This is a genomic window from Agrococcus sp. SL85, from assembly GCF_026625845.1.
Taxonomy (GTDB): Bacteria; Actinomycetota; Actinomycetes; order Actinomycetales; family Microbacteriaceae; genus Agrococcus.
On record NZ_CP113066.1, the window covers coordinates 842,282 to 868,599 of the forward strand.

General features: G+C 74.4%; 30 protein-coding genes and 4 pseudogenes. 10 read left to right on the forward strand and 24 right to left on the reverse strand.

Translation table 11 applies throughout. The features are described from left to right. Positions 1 to 40: 40 nt before the first annotated feature. On the reverse strand, positions 41 to 325 hold the full coding sequence (locus OVA14_RS04055; protein ID WP_267505005.1) for an HU family DNA-binding protein: 285 nt from the start codon (positions 323 to 325) through the stop codon (positions 41 to 43). Positions 326 to 523: 198 nt separating this feature from the next. Beyond that, the gene (locus OVA14_RS04060; RefSeq protein ID WP_267505006.1) at positions 524 to 1,207 is read right to left on the reverse strand and encodes a YczE/YyaS/YitT family protein; all 684 of its coding nucleotides are present in this window, start codon (positions 1,205 to 1,207) and stop codon (positions 524 to 526) included. A gap of 104 nt (positions 1,208 to 1,311) precedes the next feature. On the opposite strand from OVA14_RS04060, the gene OVA14_RS04065 reads away from it, so the two are divergent. Further along, positions 1,312 to 2,715, forward strand: a complete 1,404-nt coding sequence (locus OVA14_RS04065) for a PLP-dependent aminotransferase family protein (protein ID WP_267505007.1) — start codon at positions 1,312 to 1,314, stop codon at positions 2,713 to 2,715. 11 nt (positions 2,716 to 2,726) lie between these two features. Here the strand turns inward: OVA14_RS04065 and OVA14_RS04070 are convergent, their stop codons facing one another. The 12 genes and pseudogenes from OVA14_RS04070 to OVA14_RS04125 form a co-directional block, all read right to left on the reverse strand. Then, positions 2,727 to 2,972, reverse strand: a complete 246-nt coding sequence (locus tag OVA14_RS04070) for a hypothetical protein (protein WP_267505008.1) — start codon at positions 2,970 to 2,972, stop codon at positions 2,727 to 2,729. Positions 2,973 to 3,102: 130 nt separating this feature from the next. Next, the gene (locus OVA14_RS04075; RefSeq protein WP_267505009.1) at positions 3,103 to 3,384 is read right to left on the reverse strand and encodes a hypothetical protein; all 282 of its coding nucleotides are present in this window, start codon (positions 3,382 to 3,384) and stop codon (positions 3,103 to 3,105) included. A gap of 135 nt (positions 3,385 to 3,519) precedes the next feature. Continuing rightward, positions 3,520 to 3,825: a 30S ribosomal protein S14 gene (gene rpsN, locus OVA14_RS04080; protein ID WP_188715098.1), complete on the reverse strand. Its 306-nt coding sequence runs from the start codon at positions 3,823 to 3,825 to the stop codon at positions 3,520 to 3,522. Continuing rightward, complete coding sequence (gene rpmG, locus OVA14_RS04085; protein WP_188715096.1) at positions 3,826 to 3,996, reverse strand: 50S ribosomal protein L33; 171 nt, start codon at positions 3,994 to 3,996, stop codon at positions 3,826 to 3,828. It abuts the gene before it with no gap. Then, a complete protein-coding gene (rpmB, locus tag OVA14_RS04090) occupies positions 3,996 to 4,232 on the reverse strand; it encodes a 50S ribosomal protein L28 (RefSeq protein WP_267505010.1) in 237 nt (78 codons plus the stop codon). The genes rpmG and rpmB overlap by 1 nt, the downstream gene beginning before the upstream one ends. Positions 4,233 to 4,450: 218 nt before the next feature. After that, positions 4,451 to 5,407 (reverse strand): hypothetical protein, encoded by a 957-nt coding sequence (locus OVA14_RS04095; protein ID WP_267505011.1) that lies wholly within the window; start codon positions 5,405 to 5,407, stop codon positions 4,451 to 4,453. Between the two features lie 83 nt (positions 5,408 to 5,490). Then, on the reverse strand, positions 5,491 to 5,886 hold the full coding sequence (locus OVA14_RS04100) for a Fur family transcriptional regulator (RefSeq protein ID WP_267505012.1): 396 nt from the start codon (positions 5,884 to 5,886) through the stop codon (positions 5,491 to 5,493). Continuing rightward, positions 5,883 to 6,680, reverse strand: coding sequence for a metal ABC transporter permease (locus OVA14_RS04105; RefSeq protein WP_267505013.1), 798 nt, complete (start codon positions 6,678 to 6,680; stop codon positions 5,883 to 5,885). The genes OVA14_RS04100 and OVA14_RS04105 overlap by 4 nt, the downstream gene beginning before the upstream one ends. Then, positions 6,680 to 7,543: a metal ABC transporter permease gene (locus tag OVA14_RS04110; RefSeq protein WP_267505014.1), complete on the reverse strand. Its 864-nt coding sequence runs from the start codon at positions 7,541 to 7,543 to the stop codon at positions 6,680 to 6,682. The genes OVA14_RS04105 and OVA14_RS04110 overlap by 1 nt, the downstream gene beginning before the upstream one ends. A 7-nt stretch (positions 7,544 to 7,550) precedes the next feature. Further along, positions 7,551 to 8,069, reverse strand: coding sequence for an ATP-binding cassette domain-containing protein (locus OVA14_RS04115; protein ID WP_324288058.1), 519 nt, complete (start codon positions 8,067 to 8,069; stop codon positions 7,551 to 7,553). Between the two features lie 163 nt (positions 8,070 to 8,232). Continuing rightward, positions 8,233 to 8,322: pseudogene (locus tag OVA14_RS13455) on the reverse strand (ATP-binding cassette domain-containing protein); the annotation flags it as partial. 65 nt (positions 8,323 to 8,387) lie between these two features. After that, positions 8,388 to 9,548, reverse strand: coding sequence for a metal ABC transporter substrate-binding protein (locus tag OVA14_RS04125; protein WP_267505016.1), 1,161 nt, complete (start codon positions 9,546 to 9,548; stop codon positions 8,388 to 8,390). Positions 9,549 to 9,653: 105 nt separating this feature from the next. On the opposite strand from OVA14_RS04125, the pseudogene nadE reads away from it, so the two are divergent. Further along, a pseudogene (nadE, locus tag OVA14_RS04130) lies at positions 9,654 to 10,488 on the forward strand (ammonia-dependent NAD(+) synthetase). Between the two features lie 227 nt (positions 10,489 to 10,715). On the opposite strand, the gene OVA14_RS04135 reads toward nadE, so the two are convergent. The 5 genes from OVA14_RS04135 to OVA14_RS04155 form a co-directional block, all read right to left on the reverse strand. Continuing rightward, complete coding sequence (locus OVA14_RS04135; RefSeq protein ID WP_267505017.1) at positions 10,716 to 11,108, reverse strand: hypothetical protein; 393 nt, start codon at positions 11,106 to 11,108, stop codon at positions 10,716 to 10,718. Positions 11,109 to 11,333: 225 nt separating this feature from the next. Further along, a complete protein-coding gene (locus OVA14_RS04140; RefSeq protein WP_267505018.1) occupies positions 11,334 to 12,620 on the reverse strand; it encodes a dihydrolipoamide acetyltransferase family protein in 1,287 nt (428 codons plus the stop codon). Between the two features lie 13 nt (positions 12,621 to 12,633). Next, the gene (locus tag OVA14_RS04145) at positions 12,634 to 13,650 is read right to left on the reverse strand and encodes an alpha-ketoacid dehydrogenase subunit beta (protein WP_267505019.1); all 1,017 of its coding nucleotides are present in this window, start codon (positions 13,648 to 13,650) and stop codon (positions 12,634 to 12,636) included. Beyond that, positions 13,647 to 14,771 carry a thiamine pyrophosphate-dependent enzyme gene (locus OVA14_RS04150; protein WP_267505020.1) on the reverse strand — a complete coding sequence of 375 codons (1,125 nt, stop codon included), beginning with the start codon at positions 14,769 to 14,771 and terminating at the stop codon, positions 13,647 to 13,649. The genes OVA14_RS04145 and OVA14_RS04150 overlap by 4 nt, the downstream gene beginning before the upstream one ends. Beyond that, positions 14,768 to 15,847, reverse strand: coding sequence for a histidinol-phosphate transaminase (locus tag OVA14_RS04155; protein ID WP_267505021.1), 1,080 nt, complete (start codon positions 15,845 to 15,847; stop codon positions 14,768 to 14,770). Before OVA14_RS04155 ends, OVA14_RS04150 begins: the two co-directional genes overlap by 4 nt. 58 nt (positions 15,848 to 15,905) lie before the next feature. Here OVA14_RS04155 and OVA14_RS04160 point away from each other — a divergent pair, with 58 nt between their 5' ends. Next, positions 15,906 to 16,310, forward strand: a complete 405-nt coding sequence (locus tag OVA14_RS04160; protein ID WP_267505022.1) for a phage holin family protein — start codon at positions 15,906 to 15,908, stop codon at positions 16,308 to 16,310. Positions 16,311 to 16,315: 5 nt separating this feature from the next. Here the strand turns inward: OVA14_RS04160 and OVA14_RS04165 are convergent, their stop codons facing one another. The 3 genes from OVA14_RS04165 to OVA14_RS04175 form a co-directional block, all read right to left on the reverse strand. After that, on the reverse strand, positions 16,316 to 17,038 hold the full coding sequence (locus OVA14_RS04165) for a hypothetical protein (RefSeq protein ID WP_267505023.1): 723 nt from the start codon (positions 17,036 to 17,038) through the stop codon (positions 16,316 to 16,318). Further along, complete coding sequence (locus OVA14_RS04170) at positions 17,035 to 17,727, reverse strand: hypothetical protein (protein ID WP_267505024.1); 693 nt, start codon at positions 17,725 to 17,727, stop codon at positions 17,035 to 17,037. The genes OVA14_RS04165 and OVA14_RS04170 overlap by 4 nt, the downstream gene beginning before the upstream one ends. A gap of 264 nt (positions 17,728 to 17,991) precedes the next feature. Then, a complete protein-coding gene (locus tag OVA14_RS04175; protein ID WP_267505025.1) occupies positions 17,992 to 18,249 on the reverse strand; it encodes a hypothetical protein in 258 nt (85 codons plus the stop codon). 118 nt (positions 18,250 to 18,367) lie between these two features. On the opposite strand from OVA14_RS04175, the gene OVA14_RS04180 reads away from it, so the two are divergent. From OVA14_RS04180 to OVA14_RS04200, 6 genes and pseudogenes are all read left to right on the forward strand, one after another. Beyond that, positions 18,368 to 18,880 carry a low molecular weight protein-tyrosine-phosphatase gene (locus tag OVA14_RS04180; protein WP_267505026.1) on the forward strand — a complete coding sequence of 171 codons (513 nt, stop codon included), beginning with the start codon at positions 18,368 to 18,370 and terminating at the stop codon, positions 18,878 to 18,880. A gap of 7 nt (positions 18,881 to 18,887) precedes the next feature. Continuing rightward, a complete protein-coding gene (gene purB, locus OVA14_RS04185) occupies positions 18,888 to 20,267 on the forward strand; it encodes an adenylosuccinate lyase (protein ID WP_267505027.1) in 1,380 nt (459 codons plus the stop codon). Between the two features lie 639 nt (positions 20,268 to 20,906). Further along, positions 20,907 to 21,116, forward strand: a pseudogene (locus tag OVA14_RS13750) (hypothetical protein); the annotation flags it as partial. Next, positions 21,068 to 21,529 (forward strand): polymorphic toxin type 15 domain-containing protein, encoded by a 462-nt coding sequence (locus tag OVA14_RS13755; RefSeq protein WP_420710642.1) that lies wholly within the window; start codon positions 21,068 to 21,070, stop codon positions 21,527 to 21,529. The pseudogene OVA14_RS13750 and the gene OVA14_RS13755, both read left to right, overlap by 49 nt. Then, entirely contained in the window at positions 21,450 to 22,010 is a 561-nt protein-coding gene (locus OVA14_RS04195; RefSeq protein ID WP_267505028.1) for a T6SS immunity protein Tdi1 domain-containing protein, read from the forward strand. Before OVA14_RS13755 ends, OVA14_RS04195 begins: the two co-directional genes overlap by 80 nt. A gap of 58 nt (positions 22,011 to 22,068) precedes the next feature. After that, a complete protein-coding gene (locus tag OVA14_RS04200) occupies positions 22,069 to 22,734 on the forward strand; it encodes a hypothetical protein (protein ID WP_267505029.1) in 666 nt (221 codons plus the stop codon). A gap of 49 nt (positions 22,735 to 22,783) precedes the next feature. Here the strand turns inward: OVA14_RS04200 and OVA14_RS04205 are convergent, their stop codons facing one another. After that, positions 22,784 to 23,599, reverse strand: coding sequence for a sulfurtransferase (locus OVA14_RS04205; RefSeq protein ID WP_267505030.1), 816 nt, complete (start codon positions 23,597 to 23,599; stop codon positions 22,784 to 22,786). A gap of 102 nt (positions 23,600 to 23,701) precedes the next feature. On the opposite strand from OVA14_RS04205, the gene OVA14_RS04210 reads away from it, so the two are divergent. Beyond that, positions 23,702 to 24,718 carry a zinc-binding dehydrogenase gene (locus OVA14_RS04210; protein ID WP_267505031.1) on the forward strand — a complete coding sequence of 339 codons (1,017 nt, stop codon included), beginning with the start codon at positions 23,702 to 23,704 and terminating at the stop codon, positions 24,716 to 24,718. A gap of 63 nt (positions 24,719 to 24,781) precedes the next feature. Here the strand turns inward: OVA14_RS04210 and OVA14_RS04215 are convergent. Continuing rightward, positions 24,782 to 26,249, reverse strand: a pseudogene (locus OVA14_RS04215) (catalase). Between the last annotated feature and the right edge of the window lie 69 nt (positions 26,250 to 26,318).

Below are 26,318 nucleotides of genomic sequence, written 5' to 3' on the forward strand. Positions count from 1 at the left end.
CGCCGTCCGGCGGGGCCCCTCGGTGCTGCGGGTGCGGTCGTTACTTGACGGCAGCCTTGAGCTTCGAGCCCGCGGTCAGCTTGACGCGGTGGCCCGCGGCGATCTGGATCTCGGCGCCCGTCTGCGGGTTGCGGCCCGTGCGGGCAGCCGTCTCGGTGCGCTCGGCCGTGAAGAAGCCGGGGATCGAGACCTTGTCGCCCGCGGCGACGGCCGAGGAGACCTCGGCGAAGAGCTCGTCGAGCACAGCGGTGACCTTCGCCTGCGACAGGTCGGTCTTCGCCGCGATCTTCGAGGCGAGGGTGGTCTTGTTGATGGTCTCAGCCATGGTGTCCTCCTGATGGTGGCATGTCCGTCCCGCCATCGGGCGGGCATCTCGGCCGCCACGCCCAGGGGCGGCGGCCACCCCCGACCGTAGCCGCGACCGCCTCCCAGCACGGCCCGAACACCCCGACACGCCGGAGATTCCGCGGATTCTGCCGTTCTCGGACGCTGTTGCACGCCATCCGCGAACAGGATCGGCCGCTCAGGCGCCGGCGATCGACGCCGCGCGCCGCCCCTCGAGCACCGCCACGCGGGCCGCCCGGCGACGCTCGAACCAGGGCAGGAAGACCCCCACGAGCGGGCCGATGCCGAAGGCGAACACCACCGTGCCGACGCCGACGGGCCCGCCCAGCAGCCAGCCGATGAGCAGCGCCGTGCCCTCGATGAGCGTGCGCGCGATCCACACGGGCCACCCCGTCACGCGCCGCAGGCCCGTCATGAGCCCGTCGCGGGGGCCGGGGCCGAGCCGCGGCGCGATGTAGACGCCGGTCGCGAGCGCCAGCAGCACCATGGCGCCCGCGAGCAGCAGCACCTGCTGCCACAGCGCCGTCGCATCGGGGATGACCCAGAGGCCGAGGTCGGCGGCCGGGCCCACGAGCAGCGCGTTCGCGAGCGTGCCGATGCCCGGGCGCTGCCGCAGCGGGATCCACAGCAGCAGCACGACGGCCGAGACCACGACCGTGGCCGCGCCGTACGACATCGGCAGGTGCACGGCGAGGCCGAGCGAGAGCACGTCCCAGGGGCCGACGCCGAGGTCGGCCCGGATGAGCATGGCGAGCGAGAGGCCGTAGAGCGCGAGGCCGACGAGCAGCTGCGCGACACGGGCGGCCGTGTCGGCGGCGCCCAGGGAGTCGATCGGCAGCAGGAGTCGGCGGAGGCGGTGCATGGCTCCATGAGACACCCGCGGGCGCGCGCGGGCGCGGACCACTCGCCCCGAAGTGGCTCGCGATCACCATGCCACTCCGCGCGCATCTCGGGCACACTGGAGCCATGGCATCCCGGCTCGGCACGCAGCTCGGCGAGTGGCAGGCGGGCGGCGGCGTCGCGCAGGCCCTCTCCGACCGCATCCGCATGCTCCTGCTCGACGGCCGCATCACCGCGGGCGAGCGGCTGCCGAGCGAGCGGGCGCTCGCGGCGGAGCTCGGCCGCTCGCGCGCCACCGTCGCGCGCGCCTACGAGCTGCTCGAGGCGGCGGGCTACGCGGAGCGCGTGCACGGCTCCGGCACCCGCGCGGCGCTGCCCGCGCAGCGCGTGCAGCGGCCCGCGGCGCCCGGCGGCGACGTCATCGACCTCACGATCGCCTCCGTCGGCTCGGCCCCCGGGCTCCACGCGGCCACCGTGCGCGCGCTCGACCGGCTCGCGGGCCTGCTCGGCTCGCCCGGCTACTCGCTCGATGGGCTGCCGGAGCTGCGCGCGCGCATCGCCGCGCGCTACGCCGCCCGCGGCCTGCCGACCGACCCCGAGCAGATCGTCGTGACGAGCGGCGCGATGCACGCGCTCTCGATCGTGCTCGCGGCCCTCGGCGAGCGCGGCCGCACCGCCGTCGTCGAGCAGCCCACCTTCCCGCACGCGATGGAGGCGCTGCGCCGCACGGGCCACCGGCTGCTGCCGACGCCCGTGACGCCCGAGGGCTGGGACTCCGCGCACCTCGTCGAGACGATCCGCGCGCAGCGGCCCGCGCTCGCGTACCTCATCGCCGACTTCCACAACCCCACGGGCGCGACGATGCCCGAGCTCGAGCGCGCCCGCGTCGCCGCCGTCGCGCGGGCGGCGGGCACGACGCTCGTCGTCGACGAGACCTGCGCCGAGCTCGACATCGACCGCGCCTGGACGCCGCGGCCCTTCGCCGCCCACGGGCCGGCCGTGCTCATCGGCTCGATGGCGAAGATCGCCTGGGGCGGCCTGCGCATCGGCTGGATCCGCGCGAGCCGCGAGCAGGTCGAGCGGATGCTCGCCGTGCGGCCGTCGATCGACCTCGGCACGCCGCTGCTCGAGCAGTGCATCGCCGTCGAGCTGCACGACGACATGGCGGCGCTCCTCGCCCACACCTCGCGGCGGCTGCGGATCGGACGCGCCGCCGTCGCCGACGGCCTCGCGACCCACCTGCCGGAGGTCGCGATGCCCGCGGTGCCCGGCGGCCTGTGCGCGTGGGTCGACCTGGGCGGGCCGTGGTCGACCTCGCTCTCGCTCGCGGCGCGCGACCGCGGCCTGCTGCTGCCGCCCGGGCCGCGCTTCTCGGCCTCGGGCGTGCTCGACCGCTACGCGCGCATCCCCATCACGTGGGAGCCGGACGTCACGGCCGCCGCGCTCGCACGCCTGGGCGACGCCTGGCGGGCGCTGCGATCGGGCGAGCGCAGCAGGCACGAGCGCCTCGACGCCGCGGCGGCCGTGTAGGGGGCGCTCGGCTACGGGCGCTCGGTGCCGCCGGGCGCGGCCGGGGGCTCGGGCGCAGGAGGCGCCGCGGGCGGCTCCGGGTCGTCGTCGCCGTCGAGCAGCTCGCGCAGCTCGCCCTGCTCCACGAGCCTGCGCAGCGAGCGGTCGATGCCGCGCAGCGCCCGCACCACCAGCACGATCGCGACGACGACGCCGATGACCGCGGCGAGCTGGAGCCCGAGGCCCAGGAGCATCGGCGACCAGCCGAACGAGCTCATCGCGCCTCCTCCGTCCTCGCGGGACCGGCCGGGAAGATCGAGATGAGGATGCCGTCCATGGCAACAGGATGCCAGTTCCGGTTCGGGGTCGGCGGCGGCGCGCGGGCGCGGGGCCTCCGACCCCGGATCCTCAGGCGGACGCGTGCGGGTCGGTCGGCGGCTGCCGCGGCGGCACGGCGGCGGCGGGCACCACCTGCGTCGCGGCCTGCAGCGGCGGCGCGACGGGCTCGGCGACGACCCGCTGCGGCCGCGCGCCCACCGCGCGCTCAATGGCGCGCAACGAGCGCAGCGCGAGCGCGCCGACGACGATCACGGCGGCGAGCAGGAGCAGCAGCAGGAGCGGCTGCGCGAGCTCGAGGAGCGTGGGGCCGATGCCGAAGCCGCGGCCGCCGAACGGGGGTCCAGGGTTCATGGGAGCACCTCTCTTCCGCCGCGAGGCTAGGCCGCCCAAGCCTCGTGCGCCCCCTGGATCGGCGCTGCGGCGGCTATGGCCGAGCACGACGAAGGCCCCCGACCGAGGTCGGGGGCCTTCGTGCGAAGCGGGTGCCTACCAGCTCGACTTGGTCACGCCGGGCAGCTCGCCGCGGTGCGCCATGTCGCGGAAGCGCACGCGCGAGATGCCGTACTCGCCGACGTGGCCGCGGGGGCGGCCGTCGATGGCGTCGCGCTTGCGGACGCGCACGGGCGACGCGTTGCGGGGCAGCTTCTGCAGGCCGAGACGAGCGGCCTCGCGCTCCTCGTCGGTGCTGTTCGGGTCGACGAGCGCCTTCTTGAGCGCAGCGCGCTTCTCGGCGTAGCGGGCGACGATGGCCTTCCGCTGCTCGTTCTTGGCGATCATGCTCTTCTTGGCCATTTATCGCTCCTCTCGGAACTCGACGTGCTGACGGATCACCGGGTCGTACTTCTTGAGCACGAGGCGGTCGGGGTTGTTGCGACGGTTCTTCTTCGTCACGTAGGTGTAGCCCGTACCGGCGGTCGAGCGGAGCTTGATGATCGGACGGATGTCCTGCGACTTCTTCGCCATCAGAGCTTCACCCCCCGAGCCTTCATGTCACGGACGACGGCCTCGATGCCACGGGCGTCGATGACCTTCATGCCCTTCGCCGAGACGTTGAGCGTCACGTTGCGCTTCAGCGACGGGACGAAGTAGGTCTTGCGCTGCACGTTCGGGTCGAAGCGGCGCTTCGTCCGACGGTGCGAGTGCGAGATGTTGTGCCCGAAGCCGGGAACGGCTCCAGTCACCTGGCACACTGCTGCCATTGGTTCCTCCAGAGGTACCGTGGGGCCGGAGCCCCACCCAAGATCACTTGCCTGCGCATGGCACTGCCCGGCTCCTGTGAGGGGTTCGGGGTGACCACGTGCTCCGCGGCAGACCGCGAACGAGCGCGCACAGAGGCGCACCAACGCTCAAGCATACGCGACGCGACGCGCCGCGGGCAATCCCCAGCGCGTCGCGGCCCGTGCGGCATCCTCCGCGGCTACCGCCTCGGGAACAGCGGCTGGCCGTCGGGACCCATCGGCAGCGGCGTGCCGTCGGCGTAGGTCGGCCACGGCAGGCGCCCCTGCGCGTCGGGCTGCGGCACCTGCGGCCAGGCGGCCGTCGCCACGGGCGCCGGCGTCGCGACGACCTGCATCGGCGGCGCCACGGGCCCGGCGGCGCGGGCCGCGGCGTGCTCGCCGCGCGCCTCCGCCTCCTGCCAGTCGAGGTTGCGGCGGTTCCAGAAGAGCAGCACGGTGATCGACGACGCGAGGGCGGCGATGACGACCGCGGCGACGGTGCTGCGCCAGTACCACTCCCCGACGTCGAGGCCGAAGGCATCGATCGCGAAGTGCAGGGTGAGCAGCACCCCGACCAGACCGACGAGCGCCGACGCCACGAGCCCGACGACGCGCGCGAAGGCGGCCCGGGCGCGACGCCCGAGGATGATGAGCCCCCACGCGGCCGCGGCAGCGGTGCGCACGACGACGATCGTGAGCAGCACGATCCCGAACAGCTCGGCGAACAGCCACCCGGAGCCGAGGTCGTACTCGTCGACAGGCTCGGCCGTGCCGCCGCTGCGCACCCAGATCGCCACCATGAGCACGGCGAGCAGGTAGGTGTTCGCGGCGACGCCGATCACGAGCGGCGTCGAGGAGCGCCGCGCGAGCACGAGGTCGATCGCGAGCAGCGCGGTGAAGGCGAGGAACACGACCACCGTCCAGACGACGCGCGCCGCCTGGCTCTCGAAGTCGCCGATGAAGATGAGCACGACCGTGACGATCGAGACGATCGCCAGCAGGCAGATGCCCACGAGGAGCACGGGCTGCACGCCCATGATGCGGCGCGGGGCCGGGCGGGCAGGCGTCGGGCCGGGCTGCGCGGATCGGTCGGCGGATGGCGGCTGCGCGGCGGGCGGGGCCTGCTGCGCGCCGAAGGCGCTGGACTGCTGGGACACGGTGCCTCCACGGGTCGGGAGGCGCCAGTCTCACAGGCGACGCTGGAGGGCGACCCCGCATCCCCTGCGCGCTGTGGAGGGCGTCAGCGGCGCGCGGCGCACTCGGCGCAGAGGCCGAAGATGTCGACGACGTGCTCGGGCTCGACGAAGCCGTGGGCCGCAGCCACCTGGCGCGCCCACCGCTCGACCTCCGCGGCCTCGAGCTCGACGGTGCGCCCGCACGAGCGGCAGATGAGGTGATGGTGGTGCGTGGGCGTGCACGCGCGGTACAGCTGCTCGCCGCCCGACTGCAGGGCGTCTGCCTCGCCGTCCTCCGCGAGCGTCGCCAGCGCGCGGTACACGGTGGCGAGGCCCACGCTCTCGCCCGCGTCGCGCATCGTCTGGTGCAGCGCCTGCGCCGAGACGAACTCGTCGTTCGCCGCGAGCGCCGCCCGCACCGCCTCGCGCTGGCGCGTCGTGCGCCGCCTGGTCTCCGTCATCGTGCCTCCACGGTAGCCCGGTCGCGCGGCAGCAGGAGCGTCGCGGCGAAGACGAGCGCCGCGACGAGCGTGATCGCGCCGCCCGCCGAGACGCCGAGCGCGCGCGAGGCGACGAGGCCCAGCACGCCCGACGCGGCGCCGAGCGCGGGCGCGAGCCACAGCATCGACCCGACGGAGCCACGGATGCGACGGGCCGCGGCCGCCGGCGCCACGACGAGCGCGACGCCGAGGATCGCGCCGACGACGGGCATGATCGTCACCACCGTGGCCGCGATGCACGCGAGCGCGAGCAGCTCGGTCGCGAGCGGCGACAGCCCCGCGGCGCGGGCCCCGCCGCGGTCGAAGCTGTCGAAGACGAGGCGGCGGCCGAACGCCGCCCAGACCGCGCCCACGAGCACGAGCACGACCGCGGTGAGCACGATCTGCCCCGGCGTCGTCGCGAGGATCGAGCCGGTGAGCATCGACTCGACGTCGACCGGTCCGTGCGCGAGCGACTGCGCGAGCGAGCCGAGGGCGAAGCCGAGCGTGAGCATGATGCCGGAGGCCGTGGCCGCGCCCTGGCTGCGCACGCGGCCCACGAGCGCGGCGACGCCCACGAGCGCGACCGCGGCGACAGCGGCCCCGATCGGCGCGGCGACCCCGACCATCACGGCGACGACGGCGCCGGGGAACGTCGCGTGGGTGAGCGCCATGGTGAAGAAGGCGCGCTGCCGCAGCACGACGAGCACGCCGGCGAGGCCCGCGAGCCCGCCCGCGAGCACCGCCTCCACGAGGGCGAGGCCGAAGTAGTCCATCAGGCGGCCGCCGTCCTGCTGCGGCCGAGGCGCCGGGCGACTCCCGCGGCGCCGAGCACGAGGAGGTAGGCGGCGACCATGAGCGTGGCGACGGTGGCGCCCGGCGCCACGTCGACCCCCAGCCCCACCGAGAGGTGGAAGGCGAGCGCGAGCCCCAGCCATGCCGTGAGGGCGGCGAAGGCGAGCGCGACGAGCACGACCACGCCGATGCGGCCCGACACGGCACGCGCCGCCGCCGCCGGCACGATGAGCACCGCGAGCACGAGCAGGACGCCCACCGAGGAGGCCGCGGCGACCACGAAGAGGCCGACGGCGATGTTCGCGGCGAGGTCGAGGCGCAGGGTGCGCACGCCCGCCGCCTCTGCGCCCGCCGGATCGAACGCGCGGAAGACCTGCTGCCGCCAGCCGATCGCCACGAGCGCGACCGCGAGCGCGACGAGCGCCGTGGAGGCGTCGAGCTGCGGCTGCGTGATCGTGAGCAGGCGGCCGAAGAACAGCTCCTGCAGCTGGCCCGCGTAGTCGGAGCGGGTCGAGACGATCACGACGCCCACCGAGAAGAACGAGGTGAGCAGGATGGCGATGCCGGTCTCGCCGCCCGTGCCGCGGCGCGCGACGGCCGTGAGCGCGACCGCGGCCGCGACCGCCGCGACGAGCGCCCCGGGGAGCAGGCCGGGCTCGCCCGCGACCACGAAGCCGATCACGAGGCCCGGGAAGACCGCGTGCGTGAGCCCGTCGCCGATGAACTCGAGGCGCCGGAGGTTCACGAGCACGCCCACGGTGGCCGCCGCGACCGCGAGCACCAGCAGCAGCAGCAGCGGCCGCTGCAGGAACGGCAGGGCGAACGGGCCGACGAGGTCGATCACGGCCGGCTCACCGCGAGGCGGCGTCCGCAGCGGCGCCGCCCTCGTGCGCCGGGCGCGCGGCGCGGCCCGCGCCCGAGCCGGGCGTGCCGTGGCGCTCCGCGTGCTCTGCGGCGTGGTGCTCGGCGGTCGTGAGCGTGTGGCCGTCGATCTCGATGGCGTGCGCGGCGAAGGTGCGCTCGACCTGCTCGAGCGTGAGCACGCATCCGGTCTCGTCGAAGGCGACCTGCTCGCCGTTCACGAGCAGGGTGCGCTCGCAGGCTGCGCGCGCGAGCTCGAGGTCGTGCGTCGTGATGATGAGGGCGACGCCGTCGGCCTTCAGACGCTCGATCACCGCGAGGAGGGCGTCGCGGGAGGCCTGGTCGAGGCCGTTGAAGGGCTCGTCGAGCAGCAGGAGGCGCGGCTGGCCCGCGAGCGCGCGCGCGAGGAGGCCGCGCTGCCGCTGGCCGCCGGAGAGCGCGCCGAAGCGCGTGCGGCGCTGCGCCCCGAGGCCGACGAGGCTCGATCGCGTCGCGGGCGATGCGGCGATCGGCGCGACCCGGCCAGCGCAGGCCCAGGCGCGCGATCCGGCCCATGCGCACGACGTCCTCGAGCGTGACCGGGAAGTCGAGGTCGGCGGTGGAGGTCTGCGGCAGCAGGCCGATGTCGGCCGGGCTCGGCACGACCCACCGCTCGGCCTCGTGCGCGGCGGTGCCGATGAGGCCCGCGAGGAGCGTCGACTTGCCGGCGCCGTTGGGGCCGATGAGGGCAACGGCCTCCCCCGGGCGCACGGAGAACGACACCCCCGTCAGGACGGGGGTGCCGCCTGCGTGCGAGAGGCTCGCGCGCGAGATGTCGACGATCGGGGTCAGGGCTCCTCCAGCTCCGCGGGGAGCGCGACCGGCTCCGCACCCCAGGATTCCACGATCCTCGTGATGTTGTGCACCTGGCTGCCGATGTAGGTGGCGCCCGGGCTGCCCTCGGCGCCGAGCGAGTCGGCGTAGAGGGCGTCCTCGCCCGAGAAGACCTCCACGCCTGCGTCGCGGGCGATGGTCTCGGCGAGCGCGGGGTTGATCGAGGTCTCGGAGAAGACCGCGCGCACGCCGGTGTCGCGGATGGCGGCGATGAGCGCGTCCATCTCGGCGGCGCTCGGCTCGGCGTTGTCGTCCAGCGAGGCGAAGACGTTGCCGACGACGGTGATGCCCTGGGCCTCGGCGAGGTAGGAGAAGGTGTCGTGCGTCGTCACGAGCAGCCGCTCGTCCTCCGGCACCTGGTCGACCGACTCGTGGATCCAGGTGTCGAGGGCCTCGAGCCTGCCGAGGTAGGCCTCGCCGTTCGCGGTGAAGGCCTGGGCCTGCGCCGCGTCGGCCTCGGCGAGCCCGGCGACGATCGTGCCCACCATGTGCTCGACCTGGTGCGGGTCGGACCAGATGTGCGGGTCGACGCCGCCGTGGTCGTGCTCGTCGTCGGATGCGGCGGCCGCGGCCTCGTCGGCGTGCTCGGCCTCCTCCGCGTGCGCGGTCTCCTCGGCGTGCGCGGTCTCCTCGGCGTGCGCGGTCACGTCGGCGTGGCCGGCCTCGTCGGCATGGCCGGCCTCGTCGGCGTGCGCCTCCTCGCCCTCGTGGGCGTGCTCGTCCGCGTGGTCGTGACCGGAGCCCTCGTGCAGGTGCACGTCGGTCGAGGCGTCGATGACCGTGCCGTCGAAGCCCGATGCCTCCACCGCCCCGTCGAGCCATTCCTCGAGGCCCGCGCCGTTCACCACGAGCACGTCGGCCGCGGCGAGGCTCTGCAGCGCCTGGGGGCTCGGGTCGAAGCCGTGCGCCGACTGCCCGGGCTGGAGCAGCTGGGTGACGTCGGCCGCGTCGCCCACGACCTCGCGGGTGAAGTCGCCGATCTGCGTCGTGGTCGCGACCACCTGGAGGCGGTCGCCCTCGGCGCCGGGCGCTGCGGCGCCGGTCGCGCATCCGGCGAGCGCCAGGGAGACGATCGCACCGGCCGCGATGGCGCCGGAGGTGCGGGTGGAGTGCATGGGGGTCCTCGCTTTCCCCTCGACGGTACCCGGGAGTGAGAACGATTGTCAAAATCATCGAGGCGGGTCCTGGGCGGTGCGAGCCGATCTGACTACGCTTCTGCCATGGAGCAGACCGCGCGCGGCACCACCCAGCAGGACATCGTCGAGGCCCTCGGGGTGCGCCCGAGCATCGACCCGGCGGCCGAGGTGGAGCGGCGCGTCTCGTTCCTCGTCGATTACCTCGCCGCCACGGGAGCGAAGGGCCTCGTGCTCGGCATCTCCGGCGGCCAGGACTCCTCGCTCGCGGGCCGCATCGCGCAGCTCGCGGTCGAGCGCGTGCGCGAGGGCGGCGGCGACGCCACCTTCATCGCCGCGCGCCTGCCCTACGGCGTGCAGGCCGACGAGGAGGACGCCCAGCTCGCGCTCTCGTTCGTCGCCGCCGACCGCGACGTCGTCGTCGACATCAAGCCGGGCGTCGACGCCCTCGAGGCCTCCGTCGAGGAGGCCATCGGCGCGGTGAGCGACTACCACAAGGGCAACGTGAAGGCGCGGGCCCGCATGGCCGCGCAGTACGCGATCGGCGGCCAGGCTCGGGCTGCTCGTCGTCGGCACCGACCACGCGGCCGAGGCCGTGACCGGCTTCTTCACGAAGTTCGGCGACGGCGGCGCCGACGTGCTGCCGCTCTCGGGCCTCACGAAGGGCCAGGGCAAGGAGCTGCTGCGCCACCTCGGCTCCCCCGACCGCCTCTGGCAGAAGGCGCCCACCGCCGACCTGCTCGACGACCGGCCCGGCCAGCTCGACGAGCACGAGCTCGGCATCACCTACGAGGTGCTCGACGCGTTCCTCCGCGGCGAGCGGGTCGACGCCGAGGCGGAGGCCGCGATCATCGCGCGCTACGACCGCACCGAGCACAAGCGGCGCGTGCCCGTCGGACCCGACGAGCAGTGGTGGCGCTGACCGCCTGACCCGCCGGTCGACGAGCGCGCGGCGCACGCTGGATCGTCGGCGTCACCGCCGCCGCGGGCGTGCGGGACCGGCTCGGCGCAGCGCTGCTGCGCGGGATCCCCGCCCGGCACCCGCCTCGACGACCTCCGCAGGGCGAGGCGCCGGAGCACGAGCACGGCCACGAACCCCCAGAGCCGGCCGCCAGCAGAGGGCTCCGGCCCGTGATCGCCGGGAGCTCGTCAGGCCTCGCGCGCGGCGTCCCCGCGCTCACGCTCGCGCCGCAGCTCGACCGACAGCAGCACGAGGAACGCGCCGAGGAGGACGAGCACCGCAGCTGCCGCGGCGGCGCCGGCCTGCCAGGAGTCGGAGAGGCCCAGCACGACGCCGAGGAGGATCGTCGCCCCCACGCCGACGAGCGAGCTGACCACCAGCACGCGGCGGCCCTGCGCGGGCGTGAGCGGCTCGCGCACGATCTCGCGTCGGATCATCCGCAGCTCGGAGCTGGGCCGGAACGTCGCCAGCCCGAGCGCGAGGGCGAGCACGGATGCCGCGAGCGTCAGCGTGAAGATGGGCCACAGCTCGGGCGCACCGCGCGCGAGGAGGAGCGCGGCCACGAGGGCGTTGCTGCCCATGGCGGCGACGAGCAGCCGCCGCGAGCGTCGGCGCCTGCGGACGAGCCGACGCAGCTCCTCATCGCGTCGCTCGGCACCCATCGTCACTTTCCCTCACCAGGGACATCGTCGCCGACCTCCCTGGGAGCGCCAGCGACGATGCCGAGGGACCGGCGACCGGGACGGCCGTCGGCGCTGGCGTCGCGGCGGAGGCGCGAAGGCGCCTCCGCTCCCAGCTCCAGCGGGCTAGTCGAGCAGGAGCGCCGGCTCCTCGAGGATCGACGCGACGTCGGCCACGAAGCGGCTGATCACGTCGCCGTCGATCGCGCGGTGGTCGAACGAGCCGCCCACGGTCGTCACCCAGCGCGGGCGCACCTCGCCGTCGACGACCCACGGCTTCTGCCGGATCGTGCCGAGCGCGACGATGCCGGTCTCCCCCGGGTTGAGGATGGGCGTGCCGGTGTCCATGCCGAAGACGCCGATGTTCGAGATCGTGAACGTGCCGTGCTGCATGTCGGCCGGCTGCGTGCGCCCCTCGCGCGCGGTGGTCGTGAGCTGCTGCAGCGCCTGCGCGAGCTCGAGCAGCGTCATGTCCTGCGCGTCCTTGATGTTCGGCACGAGGAGGCCCCGCGGCGTCGCGGCCGCGATCCCGAGGTTCACGTAGTGGTGGACGACGATCTCGTCGCCCGTGAAGGTCGAGTTCACGAGCGGGTTGCGGCGGATCGCCCACAGGATCGCCTTCGCCATGATGAGCAGCGGCGAGACCTTGACGTCGGCGAAGTCGGGCGAGGCCTTCAGGCGCTTCACGAACTCCATCGTGCGGCTCGCGTCGACGTCGGTGAACACCGACACGTGCGGCGCGGTGGAGGCGGAGTCGGCCATCGCCTGGGCGATGACCTTGCGCACGCCCTTCACGGGCACGCGCTCCTCGCGGCCGCCCGACCAATCCGGGGCCGACAGGTTGCGGAAGACCTTCGCCTGCTCCGCGGCGCGCACGACGTCGTCGCGCGTCACCTCCCCGGCGAGGCCCGTGCCGACGAGCGCCGACAGGTCGACGCCGAGGTCCTTCGCGAGCTTGCGGATGGGCGGCTTGGCGATGACGGGCGCGGCGGCTGCCGCGGGCACGGAGGCCGGGGGCGCGGGGCGCTCGCGCTCGGGCACCGAGCGCACGGTGTGCGGCTTGCGGCGCCGGGTCTCGGCACCGCCGCGCACCCCGTAGCCGACGAGCACGGCGCCGCCGTCCTCGTCGCGGTCGATGGTCTGCTCGGTCGCGCGGGTCGTCTCGACGGTGTCGGCGTCGCCGCCGGAGACGCGGATGATGGGCGTGCCCACCTCCACCGTCTGGCCAGGCTCGACGAGCAGCGCCTCGACGGTGCCCTCGAAGGGGCTCGGCAGCTCGACGAGCGACTTCGCGGTCTCGACCTCGAGCAGCACGTCGTTGACGCGCACGGCGTCGCCCGGCTGCACGCGCCAGCTGACGATCTCGGCCTCGGTCAGGCCCTCGCCCGGGTCGGGCAGTCGGAACTCCTGCATGGGATCCCCCTGGTCAGTAGGCGAGCGCGCGGTCGACGGCGTCGAGCACGCGATCCGCGTCGGGCAGGTAGACGTCCTCGAGCTGCGCCGGCGGGAACGGCGCGTCGAAGCCGGAGACCCGCAGCACGGGCGCCTCGAGCGAGTAGAACGCGCGCTCGGCGACGGTCGCTGCGATCTCGGAGCCGACCGACACGTGGCCGGGCGCCTCCTGGGCGACGACGACGCGGCCGGTGCGCTGCGCCGACTCCACGATCGGCGCCCAGTCGATGGGCGAGAGCGAGCGCAGGTCGAGCACCTCGACGCTCGTGCCCTCGCGCTCGGCGATCTGCGCCGCCTGCAGCAGCACGTGCACCATGGCGCCGTGGCCGACGAGCGTGACGTCGGTGCCGGGGCGCGCGACGACGGTGCGGTGCAGGTCGACGGCGGGCTCGGCGAGCACCTCGCCCTTCGACCAGTACTTCGACTTCGGCTCGAGGAAGATGACGGGGTCGTCGCTCTCGATGGCCTGCCGCAGCATCCAGTGGGCGTCGTTCGCCGTCGAGGGGCTCACGACCCGCAGCCCCGCCGTGTGGGCGAAGTAGGCCTCGGGGCTCTCCTGGTGGTGCTCGACGGCGCCGATGTGGCCGCCGTAGGGGATGCGGATGACGACGGGCATCGCGACCGCGCCGCGGTGCCGGGCCGTGAGCTTCGCCAGCTGCGAGACGATCTGGTCGAAGCCCGGGTAGACGAAGCCGTCGAACTGGATCTCGACGACCGGCCGGTAGCCGCGCATCGCGAGGCCGATGGCCGTGCCGATGATGCCCGACTCGGCGAGCGGGGTGTCGAGCACGCGGTCGGCGCCGAACTCGGCCTGCAGCCCGTCGGTGATGCGGAAGACGCCGCCGAGCGGGCCGATGTCCTCGCCCATGAGCAGCACCTGCTCGTCGGCGCGCATCGCCTCGCGAAGCGCGCCGTTCAGCGCCTTCGCGAGCGGCATCGTGGTCGAGGCGGGGCGCGCGGCGGCGGCAGCGGGGGTCTCGGTCGTGGTCATCGCTCGTCTCCGAAGCTCGCCTCGAACTCGCCGAGGGCGCGCTTCTGCTCCACCATGAGCGGGTGCGGCTCGCGGTAGACGTGGTCGAAGATGTCGTCGCTCGCGGGGCCCTCGGCGGCGAGCATGCGGCGGCGGACGTCGGCGGCCGCGTCGACGGCCTCGCGGTCGATCTCGGCGAGCGCCGCGTCGGCCACGCCGGCCTCGCGCAGGTGCGCCGCCATGCGGACGATCGGGTCGCGGCGGCGCCACGCCTCGACCTCGGCATCCTCGCGGTAGCGGGTGGGGTCGTCGCTCGTGGTGTGCGCGCCCATGCGGTACGTGTCGGCCTCGACGTAGCCCGGGCGGCCCTGCCGGGCCGCGTCGAGCATGCGGCGCGTGACCGCGAACGAGGCGAGCGGGTCGTTGCCGTCGACCCAGGCGGCGTCGAGGCCGAAGCCGCGAGCGCGCTCGTGCAGGGGGAAGCGGCTCTGGCGGCTCGAGGGCACCGAGATCGCCCACTTGTTGTTCTGCACGAAGAAGACGACGGGCGCCTCGTAGCTCGCGGCGAAGACGAGCCCCTCGCTCGCGTCGCCCTGGCTGGCGGCGCCGTCGCCGTAGAAGGCCATGACGGCCTCGTCGGCGCTCGCGTCGCCCGTGCCGCAGCGGCCGTCGAGGCGGACGCCCATCGCGTAGCCGGTCGCGTGGAGCGCGTGCGTGCCGATGACGAGCGAGTAGATGCGCATGCCCCGCGTCTCGAGCGGGTCCCAGCCGCCGTGGCGCGCGCCGCGGAAGATGTCGAGGATCTGCAGCATCTCGACGCCGCGGTGCAGCGCGATGAGGTGCTCGCGGTAGCTGGGGAAGAGCGTGTCCTGCTCGCGCGCCGCCCACGCGGCGCCCGCCTGCCCGCCCTCCTGGCCGAGCGAGGGCACCCACAGGCCCAGCTTGCCCTGGCGCTGGAGATTGCCCGCCTCGACGTCGAACGCCCGCGTCGTCACCATCGCACGGTGCATCGCCAGGCGATCGGCCGTCGAGAGCTCGGCCGCGAGCGCCAGGTGCTCCTGGTTCTCATCGGTCTCGACCGTCCGGCCCTCCTCGTCGATGAGGCGGATGGGCTGCTCGGCGCGCGTCGCGGCCAGCGTCACAGGCCTGCCTCGGCCGTGGCCTGCAGCGCCTGGATGCGCACGGCCGCGGCGACGACGTGGTCGTCGGACTCGGGCTCGCCGATCGAGATGCGCGTGCCCTCGGGGAAGACCTTCGCCACGATGCGCTCGGCGAAGAGGATGTCGTGGATCGCCTCCTCCTGCCCGGGGCGCGAGGGCACCCAGACGAAGTTGCCGTGCGGGCGCGGCACGGGCACGCCCGCGTCGAGCAGCCGCTGCCACAGCGCGTCGCGCTGCTCGGCGAGCACCTCGATGCGCGCGAAGGTCTCGCCCACGTGCTCGAGGGCGGCGATCGCGGCGGCCGAGGCGAGCGCCGTCTGCGACAGCGGCACGCCCGCGACGTCCGCGCCGCGGAGCACCGCCGGGTCGCCGACGGCGTAGCCGACGCGGAGGCCGGCGAGGCCGTGCGCCTTCGAGAAGGTGCGGAGCACCACGACGTTGTCGCGGCGGCGCTGCTGGTCGATGCCGTCGAAGGTGGGCTCGCGCACGAACTCGATGTAGGCCTCGTCGAGCATGACGAGCACGTCACGGGGCACGCGGTCGAGGAAGGCGTCGAGCTCCTCGGCGCCCACGATCGTGCCGGTGGGGTTGTTGGGGCTGCAGACGATCACGGCGCGCGTGCGCTCGGTGATCGCCGCCGCCATCGCCTCGAGGTCGTGCTCGTGGTCGGCCGTGAGCGGCACCTCCACGGGCGTCGCGCCGCCCGTGCGCACGAACAGCGGGTAGGCGTCGAACGACCGCCAGGCGTAGACGACCTCGTCGCCCGGGCCCGCGACCGCGTGGATGAGCTGCTGCAGCAGCGAGGCGGAGCCGTCGCCGATCAGGACGCGCTCCACGCCGACGCCGAGCTCGCCCGCGAGCGCCTCCTTGAGCTCGGGGGCGCCGGGCCGCGGATAGCGGTTGACCCGCTCGGCCTCGCGGCGCACGGCCTCGACGACCGCGGGCAGCGGCGGGAACGGGTTCTCGTTGCTCGAGAGCTTGAAGCCGCCCTCCGGGGCGGGTCGGCCCTGCTGGTACGGGGGAACCTCCGCGATCTCGCGGCGAAGTCGCACAGTCACCGTTCGAGGCTAGTGCGCCTCCTGGCTCCGCGGGGGATATGGATGGGATGATCCCGGCATGCGCTTCCTGCTCCGCGTGGTCTTCACCGCGATCGCCATCTGGCTCGTGACGCTCGTGCTGCCGGGGGTGGCGATCGAGTCCTTCGGACCCGAGTGGTGGCAGGTGGCGCTCACGACGCTCGGCGTCGCGCTCGTGTTCGCGATCGTCAACGCGACGATCGGCAACCTCATCCGCATCGTCGCGTTCCCGATCTACATCCTGACGATCGGCATCGTCGCCCTCTTCGTCAACGCGTTCCTGCTCATGATCGTGCACTGGATCTCCGACCTGGTCGGCTACGGGCTCGCGCTCGAGAGCTTCTGGATCGGCATGCTCGCCGCGGTCTGCATCGCCTTCCTCACCTGGCTCATCACGATCGTCACGCGCCCGATCTTCGGGCGCGAGCGGCCGCGCGAGCGGTAGGCCCCTCAGCCTTCCTCCCGCCGCAGCCGCACGCTCGTCGACGCGACGCCCACCGCGCCCTCGAGGCGCGCGCCCATGCGCTCGTGGTGGTGCCACAGCTGCGCGGAGCGCTCCTCGGCGCCGGGGAGCGTCGCGAGGTACTCGTCAGCGTCGTGCCTGCCCCACAGGCCCTCGCCGATCCGCTCCGCGGGCGCGAGCTCGACCGTCTCGATGCCGCGCGTGCACGCGGGGTCGCGGCCGTGCGCGACGTCCCACAGCATGCCGATCGCGCTCGGGTCGTCGGCGATGCCCTGGGCCGCGGGCACGAAGTCGCCCTCGTGCGCGATCGCGATCGCCTCGACGCCTGCGGGCACGTCGACGCCGTCGACGGGCGAGCCGATCGTCACGACCGAGCGCACGTCGAACTCCTGCGAGGCCGCGACGACGGCCGCCGCGTGGCCGCCCTGCGAGTAGCCCCAGAGGTCGACGGTGTCGCCCTCGCCCACCCCCGCCTGCCGCAGCGCCTCGGCGACGGCCCCGGCCGAGCCCGAGCCCGGCGCGAGGTCGCCGGCGCCGTTCTCGACGTTGGCGAGCCCGTCGAGCCCCGTCTCGGGGCTCAGCCCGAAGTCCTGCGTGCCGTCGATGAACACCTGGAAGTGGCGGGAGCCGTCGGGCATCCGCAGCTCGTGCACCACGATCTGGTCCTCCTGGGCACGGATCACGGCCATGGCCTCGCCTGCGGTGGTCACGGGCCGCGGCGGGTCGGTCGTCGTCCGCGGCCGCAGCTCGGGCCGCACGGCGCCGACCCCGAGGGCGCCGCGGCCCGCGAGCGCAGCGCCGCCGGCGAGCACGGCGAGCAGGCTCGTCCTCGCCGAGCCTGCTGCTCGGTGGCGCGCACCGCCGGCAGCGGCACGCCCAGCAGGCCCGCGGCGAGCGCCGGGGCCGACTCGACGAGCAGGCGCGCCGCCAGCACCGCCTCCGGCGTCGCGAAGGCGCCGCCGTCGGGGCCGGGCGGGAGCGCGGCCGCGAGCCGGCCGACTGCCACGCCCGCGAGCGCCACCGCGCGGTCGACCGCCGCCTGCGCGGCCGCGGCCCCCGCGGGAGCGATCGCGAGGAGCTGCCCCAGCAGCTCGGGCCGCATCCGCACGAGGAGCGCCGCGGCCGGGAGCAGCAGGAGGCCGACCTTCGTGGCCTCGACGAGGGCGACGGCGGCGACGGCCCGAGACCCGGCCCCGACCGCGGCGCCGAGCGCCCACGCGGCGCCGCCCACCAGCTGCTCGACGGCCAGCAGCACGGCATCGGAGGCCGCCTCGTAGAGCCTGCCCGCGACCTCGGTCGTGCCGGCGAGGTCCTCGAGGCGCCGGCCCGCGGCGCGCAGCGCGGCCTCGCGGGCGAGCAGGCTCGTCGGCGCACGCCGCGAGCACCGGCACCGAGGCACCCGCCGCGGCCGGCACCCGGAGGTCCGGGGCGGCTGCGAGCGCGCGGGCACCCTCGTCGAGCCGCGCGACGGCGAGCCGCAGGCGGGCGCACGCGGCGCCCGTGACCGTCGGGTCCCAGGCCGTGCGCACGCCGCCCTTCGCCGCGGCCGGCGCCTGCGGGATCGCGCCGAAGGCGCCGCCGCCCCCGGACATGGCCGTCGGCCCCTGGAAATCGCCGGTCGGGGCCCCGAACGCGCCCCCGCCGCCCTGCCGCGCGCCGCCCATCAGCGCACCCCTCGCAGCGCGCTCCCGAGCAGCAGCAGCTCCTGCTCCTCGCCGTCGAGCGCGTGGCGCTCGCGCTCGCACGTGCCGTCGAAGGCCGTGCGCGCCGGCCCCAGCCACCCCTCGTCGCCCTGCAGCCCCACGAGCTCCCGCGCCTCGCGGGCGAGTCCGATCGCGCGTCGCACCGCGAGCTCCGCGAGCCGCGCCTCCTCGGCCGCAGCGGCCCTCGCCGCGACGATCGCCGCCTGCGCCTCCGTCATCCCGACCACCTCCGCGGGCACCGTCGCAGGTCGTCGCCGCGGCCGTCGGCGCCGGGCAACAGCCTGTGGACGGCCGACGCGCCGCCCGGGCGCACGGCCCATCCGCAACAATGGAGCCGTGACCATCGACCGGGCGTTCGCCGATGCGACGCGCTTCCGCGTCGCCTTCGTCTGCACGGGCAACATCTGCCGCTCCCCCATGGCCGCGAGCGCCTTCGAGCGGCTCGCGCAGCGCCACGGGGTCGCCGAGCGGCTGCTGGTCACGAGCGCGGGCATCAGCGAGTACCACGTGGGCGAGACGGCGGACCCCCGCACGCTCGCGGTGCTCGCCGAGGCCGGCTACGACGCGAGCGCGCACCGCGCCAAGCAGTTCAAGGCCAAGTGGTTCGACCGCTTCGACCTCGTCATCGCCTTCGACCGCGGTCAGGAGCGCGCCCTGCGCTCGCTCGCCCGCACCGAGGAGCAGCAGTCGAAGATCCGGCTGCTGCTCTCGTTCGACCCCGACGCCACCGGGCCCGACGTGCCCGACCCCTACTACTCGGAGGACGCCTTCTTCGGCACGGTCCTCCGCCAGATCGAGACCGCGGTCGGCAGGCTGTTCCGCCAGATCCAGCCCGCCCTCCGCAGCTAGGAGCACCATGCCGCTGCCCATCCAGCCCCTCTCGCCGCTCGACGGCCGCTACCAGGCGCAGACCTCGGGCCTCGCCGAGCACCTCTCGGAGGCCGGCCTCAACCGCGCCCGCGTGCACGTGGAGGTCGAGTGGCTCGTCTTCGTGGCCGAGCGCGGCCTCTTCGGCGCGCCCTCGATCGCGGCCGAGGACGCCGCGGCGCTGCGCGAGTGGGCCGCCGGGTTCGGGCAGGCCGAGATCGACTGGCTCGCGGCGAAGGAGGCCGTCACCCGCCACGACGTGAAGGCCGTCGAGTACCTCGTGCGCGACCGCCTCGAGCAGCAGGGGCTCGGCGCGCTCGCCGAGGCCGTGCACATCGCATGCACGAGCGAGGACATCAACAACCTCTCCTACGCGCTCACCATCCGCGCCGCCGTGCAGGAGGTCTGGCTGCCCGCGTTCCGGGCGGTGATCGACCGCCTGCGCGAGCTCGCCGAGGCGCACCGCGAGCGCCCCATGCTCTCGCTCACGCACGGCCAGCCGGCGACGCCGACCACGCTCGGCAAGGAGCTCGCCGTCGTCGCGTGGCGCCTCGAGCGCCAGGCCCGCCGCATCGAGCAGGTGGAGGTGCTCGGCAAGTTCGCGGGCGCGACCGGCACCTTCTCGGCCCACGTCGTCGCCGAGCCCGGCGCCGACTGGCCCGCCACCGCCGCCGCCTTCGTCGAGTCGCTCGGTCTCGAGTGGAACCCGCTCACGACGCAGATCGAGTCGCACGACTGGCAGGCCGAGCTCTTCGGCGCGATCTCGCACGCGGGCCGCATCCTGCACAACCTCGCGACCGACGTGTGGACGTACATCATGCTCGGCACGTTCACGCAGATCCCGGTCGCGGGCGCCACCGGCTCGTCGACCATGCCGCACAAGATCAACCCCATCCGCTTCGAGAACGCGGAGGCGAACCTCGAGATCGCGTCGGCGCTGCTCGAGTCGCTCTCGGCCACGCTCGTCACGAGCCGCCTGCAGCGTGACCTCACCGACTCGTCGACGCAGCGCAACGTCGGCGTCGCGCTCGGCCACTCGCTGCTCGCGCTCGACAACCTGCGCCGCGGCCTCGGCGAGATCGCCGTGTCGGACACGGCGCTCGACGCCGCGCTCGAGGGCAACTGGGAGGTGCTGGCCGAGGCGATCCAGACCGTCATCCGCGCCGAGGTGCTCGCGGGCCGCTCGTCGATCGCCGACCCGTACGCGCAGCTCAAGGAGCTCACGCGCGGCCAGCGCGTCGGCGCCGCAGAGCTCGCCGCCTTCGTCGACGGCCTCGACATCTCCGACGACGCGAAGGGCCGCCTCACGGCCCTCACCCCGGGCACGTACACGGGCGTCGCGGCGCAGCTCGTCGACCGCCTGCCCTAGCGATCGCCGACGGGGAGTCCTCCCCATTCCTGCCTCCACCCCGCCGTCCTAGCGAGATCGCCAGGGTGGAGGAGGTGTCCCGTGGCGATGAACCTGCCGGGCGAGCTGGTCTGGGTGCTCGACATGCTCGGGTACGAGTGGCCGCCCCTCGACGAGGACGAGATGCGCCGCGCGGCGAACATCATCCGCACCTTCAAGGACGACATCGAGGGCACGATCGAGCAGGCGACGGCCCGGATCAAGGACGACGCCGGCGGCGCGATGCAGGCCCAGGCGGCGACCTCCTTCGGCAACGCGTGGGACACGAACCGCCAGCAGAACGTCGAGCAGCTCGTCGACGTGCTCGACCCGGCGGCGACGGGCATCGACATCGCCGCCGACGCGGTGCTCGCGCTCACGGTGAAGGTGATCGCCGAGCTGGTCATCACCGCCGCGCAGATCGCCGCGGCTGCCGCGAGCGCCGTGCTCACGCTCGGGGCGAGCCTCGCCGCCAATGCAGCGATCATCGCGCTGCGCAAGAAGCTGCTCGACGTCGCCACGAACATCGCCTCCGACCTCGACGCCCTCCAGGACGTGCTGCCCCGCATCGCCCGCGGCGTCGCCGGGCAGTCCAAGCGCTCGAAGGACACGATCAAGGAGATGGCCGAGGCCATCCGCCGCAAGGACGCGGAGCTGGCCCGCGGCGTCCGCCGCCAGGACGTCGACGTGCGCGCCTTCAACAACCGGCGCTACGACCAGGCGGAGTTCGACCGGCAGGTGGACGAGCAGGTCGACGCGCTGCAGCAGATGTCGGTGGCCGACTGGATCCGCAATCGCGGCGACTCCCTGGATCGAGGGCGGACGAGCGCGTCGACGCAGGCCCAGCGCATGGCTCGGGATGCGGCGAGGAGGACCGAGATCATGCGCCTTCGCCGCCGCGGCCAGGATCCACGGAAGCAGCGCGCAATGCCGACGCCTGGCTCTCGACCCGAGCCGCGACGCATCGTCTCGACGGCATCGCAGGAGGCGACCTGACCGACATCTCCGGGGTGGGCGACTCAGGGGTGAACTCCTCCCTCGGCTCGCAGTGGAGGAGCCGCGTCGGCGCGCCCGACCAGGCCGTCCTCGACTTCGTCTCGAACGATCCAGGCGTCGACCGCTCCTCCGTCTTCATGCACATCGCCCTGACGTGGGGTCGATCGCGTGGAGCACATCGCCGACATCGTCCAGCACGAAGCCGCGAGCGCGGACACGATCGCCCGGTATCGCGGCCGAGTCCATGACGAGGTCATCGAGCTCTGGGAGACCTACGGGCTCGGCACCTTCGGCTCTGGATTCTTCCGCGTGATCGATCCCGTCGCATACGAGCGAGGCATCGGCGACGTACTGGGCAGAGTCACCGGTCAGCGGATCTCGATCCCGTTCATGGTCACGGGCCTCGCGGATGTCGTGACGTGGGAGCCTGGCATCGGCGTCAGCGCCATCCTCTACCGCAACGGCTCGGCGTCGGGGGTCGGCGCCGACCTCGACACCCTGCTCGGGATGCTCGCCCTCGACGGGGAGGACTACCTGTCTGAGGAGTTCGACTGGGACATGTTCCCCAAGGCCGTCGCCGCCCACGGCCCGCTCGCGTTCGACGAGTCGTTCACCTACGTGCCGCTGCTCTCCCTCGGCGGTCCGAAGCAGGTCGAGCACCTCAAGCCCCGCACGACGATCGAGGCGATCCGCACCATGGTCGAGTTCCAGGGCGTGATCGAGCACTGAGCAGGCCGATGCGGCCCCCTCCCAGCGGGCGATCACCCCGGGCGACGAGCATGGTGCGGTGACGGAGCAGCCGACCTTCTCGGTCTCGCTCTCGCGCGGTCCCGCGATCGTGACCGTGCGGCGCGAGGTCGATGGCGTCGCGATCGTCGCGTCCGCCGCGACGCAGCACCGCGTGAGGCTCGAGCGCACGCTCGACGCGTTCTCGGACGCCCGTGCGGGCTGGGCGGAGGGGTTCGCGATCGACACCGGATGGTGCGCGCTGACCCTGCGCGCCGCCGTCGACGGCGTCGAGGTCGTCGCGCCGGGGTTCGATGACGACCCGCACGCCGGCACCAGCCGCGACCTGACGGTGCCGATGGCGGTGGCCGAGGGCTGGGACGACGTGCGGCGCGCAGCGCGCGTCGATCCAGCACCGGTGCGCTTCGACGAGCGGATCACGGCCGTGGTCGGCTGGGAGCGCTGCACGCGGCTCTCGATGACGCGCGATGCGGCACCTGCGCCGGGCGACAGCGGCTGGCTCATCGAGCCGCACGAGAGCGAGCCCGACCGGCTGCGGCCGGAGGATCGCGAGCGGCTCGAAGCCTGGATGGTGCAGCGGCTGCAGCCCGCCGCGATCCGCGCCGCCGTGCTGCCCGCGGCCTATGGCGCGATGCTCGAGCTGGACGGCATCCGGATCGTGGTCGACCTCGCCGACGGCAGCGTGCGCTCGCACGGCATGCTCTGACCCTGCCGCTGGGCGCTCTATCGGATGACGCCTGTCGAGCGCGGCCCGATCACGCGCCCGTGACGACCGGCCGGCCCGATCCCTCGGCGCCCCACTCCGCCCACGAGCCGTCGTAGACCGCGACCGCTTCGCGCCCGGCGAGCGTCGCGGCGAGCGCGATGACGCAGGCAGTGACGCCAGAGCCGCAGCACGCGACGATCGGGCGGTCGCCCGCCGCGTCGTCGAGCCGTGCGCGCAGCTCGTCGGCCGGCCGCATCCGGCCGCCGTCCTGCAGCGAGGCGAACGGCAGGGATGCCGCTCCCGGCATGTGTCCGCCGCGCACGCCGGGGCGGGGCTCCGGGACCTCCCCGCGGAAGCGCCCCGCGGCGCGCGCGTCGAGCACCGCGACCTCGCCGTCGAGCCCCCGCGCCACCGCGTCCGCACCGACGAAGCCGCCGTCCCGCCAGCGCACGACCACATCGCCGGGCTCGTATGCCTCGACGCGCATGGGATCGAGCGGCAGCCCGGCCGCGACCCAGGCGGGGGTGCCCCCGTCGAGCACCGCCGCCTCGACGCCCGCGTGGCGCAGCATCCACCAGGCGCGCGCCGCGCCCGTGATGCCCGCCGCGTCGACGGCGACCACGCGGTCGCCCTCGCGCAGCCCGATCGCGCGGAGCGCCTCCTGCAGCTCCGCGGGCGCGGGCAGGTCGTGCACGCCGCCGCGGTCGGCCGACATCGCGCCGTCGATCGCGAAGGGCCGGGCGCCCGGCACGCTCTCGTCCGGGATCCCGAAGAGCGCGATGCTCGCGTCGACCACGACGAGCCCCGGCTCGTGCAGGCGCTCCCGCAGCCAGGCGACGTCGACGAGGTGGGGCAGCGCATCCATGCCGCCATCATGCCGGGTCGATCCCGCCCGGTCCGCCGCCGCGTCGCGGGCCCGATCGCGAGCGCCGATCGCGCCCGCCCGCCGCCGTGCCAGGCTGGTGGCATGCGAGCGACGATCCTCCACGCCCCGGGCGACATCCGCGTCGAGACCTGGGCCGACCCGACCATCGAGCGGCCGACCGACGCGATCGTGCGGGTGACCGCCGCCTGCGTCTGCGGCTCCGACCTCTGGCCGTTCCGCGGCGCGAACGAGGTGCCGGAGCCCCGCACGATCGGCCACGAGGCGATCGGCGTGGTCGAGGCAGTCGGCGCGGGCGTCGAGCGGGTGCGCGTCGGCGACTTCGTGATCGTGCCCTTCGACCACTGCTGCGGCCGCTGCGTGCACTGCCTCGCGGGCCAGACGCAGGGCTGCGTCGAGCTCGCGATGACGGCGAGCGGGCAGGCGGAGCTCACGCGCGTGACGAACGCCGACGCGACGTGCTTCGTGCTCGACGAGGCGCCCGACGCCGCCCGGCACGCGGCGGTGCTCGCGCTCAGCGACGTGCTGCCCACCGGCTACCACGCGGCGGTCTCGGCGGGCGTGGAGCGCGGCTCCACGGCGGTCGTCGTGGGTGACGGCGCCGTGGGCCTCTGCGGCGTGCTCTCGGCCAGGCGGCTCGGCGCCGAGCGCATCATCGCGCTCTCGCGGAACCCCGAGCGGCAGCGCATCGCCACGGTCTTCGGCGCGACCGACCTCGTGCCCGAGCGCGGCGAGGCGGCGGTGGAGGCGGTGCTCGAGCTCACGGGCGGCGTCGGCGCCGACGCCGTGCTCGAGTGCGTGGGCACCGAGCAGTCGATGGTGACGGCCTTCCAGGTGGCGCGGCCGGGCGCGACGGTCGGCTTCGTGGGCGTGCCGCACGGCACCGCGATCCCGTGGCCCGTCGCGTTCCGCGGCAACATCCGCCTCGCGGGCGGCATGGCGCCCGTCGTGCGCTACCTGCCGGAGCTCGTGCCGGCCGTCCTCGCGGGCGACCTCGACGCCTCCGCGGTCTTCGACCTCGAGCTGCCGCTCGACGAGGCCGCCGAGGCCTACGCGGCGATGGACGAGCGCCGCGCCGTCAAGGTGCTGCTGCGCCCGTAGCCGCCTGCCGACGCGACGAGGGCCCCGGCATCGTGCCGGGGCCCTCGTGCATGCGCGCCTGGATCAGGCGAGCGTCTCGCGCGGGTCCGCGATGGGCTCGAGGCCCGCCTCGACGCGCGCGCCGATCTCCGCGTCGATGGCCTTCCAGTACTGGATGGCGCGCTCGCGGATCGCCGGGATGCGCGTGCCGCCGACGTGGCCGGTGATGTTCGCGACCAGGCGGTCGCGGGCCGCGTCGTCCATGACCTCGCGGATGAGCGTGCGCGGCTGCGTCACGTCGTCGTCCTCGGGATGCAGGGTCGCCGCCGAGCGCACGAGCTCGCCGTCGGAGTGCCAGCCGCGGTCGTCGCCGTGCGCCTCGGGGTCGGCGTGCGGGCCGCCGAACGAGTTGGGCGCGTAGACGGGGCGGGTCGGGTCGTGGAAGGCGTGGCGCTGCGCGCCGTCCTTCGAGTACGAGTCGACGGGCGCCGCGGGGCGGTTCACGGGGATCTCGGCGTGGTTCGTGCCCACGCGGTAGCGGTGCGCGTCGGCGTAGCTGAAGATGCGCGCCTGGAGCATCTTGTCGGGGCTCGCGGCGATGCCGGGCACGAAGTTCGAGGGTGCGAACGTCGCCTGCTCGATCTCGGCGAAGTAGTTCGCCGGGTTCTCGTCGAGCGTCATGCGGCCCACCTCGATGAGCGGGTAGTCGCTCTTCGGCCACACCTTCGTGAGGTCGAACGGGTTGAAGCGGTACGTCTTCGCGTCCTCGTAGGGCATGACCTGCACCGAGAGCGTCCACGTGGGGTGCTCGCCGCGCTCGATGGCCTCGTAGAGGTCGCGGATGTGGTGGTCGGCGTCCGAGCCGGCCAGCCTGGTCGGCGTCCGCCTGCGGCAGGAAGTCGTTCCCCTGGTCGGTGCGGAAGTGGTACTTCACCCAGAAGCGCTCGCCCTCGGCGTTGATCCACTGGTACGTGTGCGAGCCGAAGCCGTCCATGAAGCGCCACGACCGCGGCAGGCCGCGGTCGCCCATGAGCCACGTCACCTGGTGCGACGACTCGGGCTGGTGCGTCCAGAAGTCCCACTGCATGTCGTGGTCGCGCAGGTGGCTGCCGGGCAGGCGCTTCTGCGAGCGGATGAAGTCGGGGAACTTGATGCCGTCCTTGATGAAGAAGACGGGGGTGTTGTTGCCGACGAGGTCGTAGTTGCCCTCGCTCGTGTAGAACTTCAGCGCGAAGCCGCGCGGGTCGCGCCAGGTGTCGGGGCTGCCCTGCTCGCCGGCGACGGTCGAGAAGCGGGCCAGCATGCGCGTGGTGACGCCCGGCTGGAAGAGCGCGGCGCGCGTGTAGCGCGAGACGTCGGCCGTCGTCTCGAAGCGGCCGAAGGCGCCGCCGCCCTTGGCGTGCACGACGCGCTCGGGGATGCGCTCGCGGTTGAACTGCGCGAGCTTCTCGACGAGGTAGTGGTCGGTGAGCGCGATCGCGCCGTCGGCGCCGACGGACTGCGAGTGCTGGTCGCTCGCGACCGGCGCTCCGGAGTTGGTGGTGGTGTGCATGCGTCCTCCTGGTGTCGTGACGTGGATGCGGTTCGGTGGTCGTTCGGGCACGGCTCCGCCCTGCCGCCG